The organism is Comamonas sp. C24C, from assembly GCF_053345995.1.
Genome location: NZ_JBKFBC010000002.1, coordinates 1 through 4,029, shown reverse-complemented (window position 1 = coordinate 4,029; position 4,029 = coordinate 1). Strand labels below are relative to the sequence as shown.

Annotated in this window: 4 protein-coding genes; 2 read left to right on the top strand and 2 right to left on the bottom strand. The window is 57.5% G+C overall.

Going from position 1 to position 4,029, the window contains the following annotated elements:
- Positions 1-93: 93 nt before the first annotated feature.
- Both pncB and ACLBXN_RS03810 read right to left on the bottom strand, forming a co-directional pair.
- Positions 94-1,329 (bottom strand): nicotinate phosphoribosyltransferase, encoded by a 1,236-nt coding sequence (pncB, locus tag ACLBXN_RS03815; protein ID WP_043006723.1) that lies wholly within the window; start codon positions 1,327-1,329, stop codon positions 94-96.
- Between the two features lie 230 nt (positions 1,330-1,559).
- On the bottom strand, positions 1,560-2,039 hold the full coding sequence (locus ACLBXN_RS03810; protein WP_447611197.1) for an acyl-CoA thioesterase: 480 nt from the start codon (positions 2,037-2,039) through the stop codon (positions 1,560-1,562).
- A gap of 352 nt (positions 2,040-2,391) precedes the next feature.
- Between ACLBXN_RS03810 and ACLBXN_RS03805 the strand changes: the two genes are divergently transcribed.
- Positions 2,392-2,940, top strand: coding sequence for a phasin family protein (locus ACLBXN_RS03805; protein ID WP_003057161.1), 549 nt, complete (start codon positions 2,392-2,394; stop codon positions 2,938-2,940).
- Positions 2,941-3,212: 272 nt separating this feature from the next.
- Complete coding sequence (locus ACLBXN_RS03800; protein ID WP_407715572.1) at positions 3,213-3,971, top strand: 3-hydroxyacyl-CoA dehydrogenase; 759 nt, start codon at positions 3,213-3,215, stop codon at positions 3,969-3,971.
- Positions 3,972-4,029: the final 58 nt, after the last annotated feature.

The following is a 4,029-nucleotide window of genomic DNA, read 5'->3' as shown; positions in this document are numbered from 1 at the left end:
TGCGGCTTTCATCCAAGATTTGCTGATCAAACGCCCATCCTCCCTGCTTCTGGCCCTGCAGCCGGCGCGGCTGCCGCCCCTGATTCTTGATTTTTAAGCCGGTGCGACCGACTCCGGCGGCGCAATGCTGAACACCTGACGCAGATAGGCCAAGTATTTTTCATCGTCGCACATGCTTTTACCCGGCGTGTCCGAGAGCTTGGCGACCGGCTGGCCGTTGCAGCGCGTCATCTTGATCACGATCTGCAAGGGCACGTGCTCGGGAGGATTACCCAGATCATTGGTCAGATTGGTGCCGATACCGAATGCCAGCTGGCAACGACCGTTGAAGCGCTCGAACAGCCCGATGGTTTTGGGGATCGTCAGTCCGTCGCTGAAGATCAGCACCTTGCTCAGCGGATCGATCTTGTTGGCCTTGTAATGCGCGATCAGGCGCTCGCCCCAGTCAAACGGGTCGCCGCTGTCATGGCGCGCGCCGTCAAACAGCTTGCAGAAGTACAGATCGAAATCACGCAGAAAGGCCGACATGCCATAGACGTCGGACAGCGCAATGCCCAGATCGCCCCTGTACTCGCGCGCCCAGGACTCGAAGCCGAAGATCTGGCTGTCACGCAGACGTGGGCCCAGCGACTGGCAGGCCTGCAGATATTCATGGGCCAAGGTGCCCAGCGGAATCAGGCCCAGCTTCATCGCATACAGCACATTGCTGGTGCCCGCCAGTTGCCCCTTGCGCTGGCCGTTGACCCGCGCCGTCCCCGAGTGACCCAGTCTGGCACAAAGCACTCGCAGAACCTCTTCATGCCAGGCCCTGGAAAAGCGCCTGCGAGTGCCGTAATCGGCAATCTTGAGCGACTCCAGGCCAGGCGCCTGCAGCAACTCGATCTTCTCGTCCAGGCGCTTGCGTCCTTCCAGGAAGTTGGGCACGGGCTGGGTATTGCGGAAATACACCTCGTTGACGATGGCCAGCACCGGGATCTCGAACAGGATGGTGTGCAGCCAGGGGCCCTGGATGGTGATGTCGATCTCGCCGCTGGCCAGGGGCGTGACCGTGATGTATTTATCGTTGAGCTGGAACAGGCTCAGGAAATCGACAAAATCGCTCTTGATGAAACGCAGCGAACTCAGATAGGCCAGCTCGGCATCCTGAAAGCGCAGCTTGCACAGAGAGCGGATCTCTTCACGAATTTCATTGACGTACGGAGCCAGCTGCACGCCAGGGTTGCGGCATTTGAAGCGGTACTCCACCTGCGCGCCCGGAAACTGATGCAGCACCACCTGCATCATCGTGAATTTGTACAGGTCGGTGTCTAGCAGACTGGTGATGATCATGGACGACGGTGGGCCTGGCGGTCCGTTCAGTCATGGAACAAGGCTGGCTCAAAACACAGGCTAAGCCAGCCTCAACAGAGACTGACGAGTGTAGGCGATTCCACACCCAGTACCGTATTCGCTGCCCCTAAGCGCTTCCTGCCGATGACGGCTTTGCAAACGCCGCCGGATACCTCATTCAAATCACTCTTGAACGCTTGACAGACATACGCAAGAAGCTATCTTTTTTGCTATTCGCCAACCGACTCTGCGCGCAGCAGTGACTGCAGCGCCGCACGCAACGGCTGGGGCAAGGGCACAGGCCGACGCGTCTGTCTGTCGACATAGACATGCACAAAATGCCCGGCGGCAGCCGACTGGCTCGCGCCCTTGGCAAACAGACCGACTTCGTAGCGCACGCTGGAGCTGCCCAGATGTGCCACGCGAATACCCGCCTCCACGGCTTGCGGGAAAGCCAGCGAGGCAAAGTAATTGCACTGAGTCTCTATCACCAAGCCAATTGTCTGACCTGCATGGATATCCAACGCGCCCTGCTCTATCAGATACGCATTGACCGCAGTATCAAACCAGCTGTAGTAGATGACGTTGTTCACATGACCGTAGACATCGTTGTCCGACCAGCGGGTGCTGATGTCGCGGAACACGGGATAGGAGTCACGCGCCTGCGGCTGGGCGCGCAAAGGTTTGCCTTGAGATAACGATGCAGTCATGCAGCCATTGTGCAGAGCTGCCCAGGCGCCGCCAGCACCACCGCGACAGGGCCTGGAAGTCAACGCTCGCCAACGCATGATGCAACGCACAAAAAAGCACACTCATGCATTTCTTTGTCAGTTATCAGACATAACAAAGTTTTTAAAAATCAAATACTTATCGAAAACAAAGAGTCATTAATCTTTTTGCTGCAACGCAACAAATTAAAGCTTGCATTGGCACAAATTCTCTTCCACAATGCACCCATGCTGCACTGCAACATACGACTGGCTCAGAGATAGCGGTCATGTCAGAGCAGAAGTTTCCTCCGGTCCGATCCCTTTGTTAGATCCGTAATTTTGGAGAATTGCCATGAGCCTGACCCCCGACCAAATCCTGAGCGCACAAAAAGCCCACTTCGAGACGCTGTTCGGCCTGACCAGCAAAGCTTTCGAAGGCGTGGAAAAGCTGGTGGAACTGAACGTCACCGCTTCGCGTGCCGCCCTGACCGAAGCTGCCCAGCACACCCAAGCCGTGCTCAGCGTCAAGGACGCCCAGGAACTGCTGACCCTGCAAGCCGGCCTGTTCCAGCCTCTGGCTGAGAAGACCGCTTCCTACAGCCGCCATCTGTATGACATCGCCAGCAACACCGCCGGCGAATTCAACAAGGCCCTGGAAGTGCAGTCCACCGAAGCCCGCAAGAGCTTCAACTCTCTGCTGGACAATTCCACCAAGAATGCGCCTGCCGGCTCCGAATCTGCTGTGGCCATGGTCAAGAGCGCCGTCTCTGCCGCCAACAACGCTTTCGAATCCGTGCAAAAGGCGGTGAAGCAGGCCTCCGACATGGCCGAAGCCAATTTCAACGCGGCCACCAAGACAGCAACCGAAGCTGTCAAGGCCACGACCACTGCCAAGCGTTAAGCACATGGTTATTGACATGTTTGGCAAAGACATAGGGTTTACCCTATAATCACCAGCATGTCAGGTCGGCATGCATTGATGTGAATGCCGACCTTGCGCAAGTTGTCTCCTTGGATCCTCCTGAAACCCCCGTTTCATGGATCCCTTCAAAGCCCAATCCCCGTGATTGGGCTTTTTTTTATGCGCGCTTTCCTCAGGTCGCCAGCTCCTGCGCTCTGTGCATAATTGACGTTTACGTCAACGTCAACAGACATCAAACAAGGAGACAGTTCATGCAGATTCAGGATCGCGTATTCATCGTGACCGGTGGCGCTTCGGGCCTGGGTGAAGGCACGGCGCGCATGCTCGCCGCCAATGGCGGCAAGGTCGTGATTGCCGACATGAATGCAGAGCGCGGCGAGGCCGTGGCAAACGAGATCGGCGGCGTCTATCTGCGCTGCGATGTCAGCAATGAGGCCGATGGTCAGGCCGTGGTCGCCAAAGCCACCAGCCTGGGCAAACTCGCCGGCCTGATCAACTGCGCCGGCATTGCACCGGCCGAAAAGACCGTAGGCAAGAGTGGCCCGCACAGCCTGGCCGTCTATACCAAGACCATCATGGTCAACCTGGTCGGCACCTTCAACATGATTCGACTGGCAGCGGACGCCATGAGCAAGAATGAGCCAGAGCCTACCGGCGAGCGCGGTGTTCTGATCTCCACCGCCAGCGTTGCGGCCTATGACGGCCAGATCGGCCAGGCTGCCTACTCGGCTTCCAAGGGTGGCGTGGTTGGCATGACCTTGCCCATTGCCCGCGACCTGGCACGCAGCGGCATCCGCAATATGACGATTGCTCCCGGAATCTTCGGCACTCCCATGCTGTTCACCATGCCCCAGGAAGTGCAAGATGCGCTGGCCGCCAGCGTGCCCTTCCCGAGCCGTCTGGGCAAGCCGGAGGATTACGCCAAGCTGGTCAAGCAGATTCTGGAAAACGACATGCTCAACGGAGAAGTCATCCGTCTGGACGGCGCCATTCGCATGGCACCCAAGTAAAGAAGATCAAAGGCCTTGTCACAAGGCCTTTTCTTTGGGTTCCAGACAAAGAAAAAGC

Coding starts and splice junctions, on each gene's coding strand:
- pncB (WP_043006723.1), bottom strand. CDS start 1,329: ATGATCATCACCAGTCTGCTAGACACCGACCTGTACAAATTCACGATG.
- ACLBXN_RS03810 (WP_447611197.1), bottom strand. CDS start 2,039: ATGACTGCATCGTTATCTCAAGGCAAACCTTTGCGCGCCCAGCCGCAG.
- ACLBXN_RS03805 (WP_003057161.1), top strand. CDS start 2,392: ATGAGCCTGACCCCCGACCAAATCCTGAGCGCACAAAAAGCCCACTTC.
- ACLBXN_RS03800 (WP_407715572.1), top strand. CDS start 3,213: ATGCAGATTCAGGATCGCGTATTCATCGTGACCGGTGGCGCTTCGGGC.